Source organism: Citrobacter sp. VF227 (assembly GCF_052950715.1).
The window spans coordinates 1-470 of the sequence record NZ_JBRFVF010000386.1 but is presented as its reverse complement, the minus strand read 5'-3'; the positions used below and the strand labels follow the sequence as shown (position 1 = coordinate 470).

The window sequence follows — 470 nt, the reverse complement described above, 5'->3', positions numbered from 1 at the left end:
CCGCCCAGCTAGGCGGCGCAGCGGTACGAAATGCATTGGAAGGCCGCCTGCTCGATATCTCCGCAACGGGCTGCAAACTGAGCATCAAAGGCAATCAGGGTAATCTGCAGACAGGCCAGGTTTATGAACTGGCCGCCAAGCTCCCGATCGGAACCATTCAGACGGAAGTCGAACTCCGCCACCTGGTGGTCGATGAAAAGCTGGATATGACCATGTGCGGGCTGCGCTTCCACCGCCTTAGCGGATTGACCCAACGGCAGATCGAACGATTGGTCTACCAGCTACAGCGCGATGCACGCCGCGACAATACCGACTCGCCATTCGGCTAATCATCTACCGCACCCTAGCTACCCCACCAACTAGCCCTGCAGCGCTTGCCAGCTGGCGAGCCGCCCGCTGCGGCTTTGCCTCGTCATGCAGGCTTTGATGGCGTCCCAGGCGAGGTTCGAACTCACAACCTTCCCCTTAGG

Annotated in this window: 1 protein-coding gene; it reads left to right on the top strand. The window is 59.8% G+C overall.

What is annotated here, in order from left to right:
- Positions 1–329, top strand: a 329-nt coding sequence (locus ACU8YC_RS26885; RefSeq protein ID WP_446896241.1) for a PilZ domain-containing protein, incomplete at its 5' end; no start/stop codon positions are given.
- Positions 330–470 lie beyond the last annotated feature (141 nt).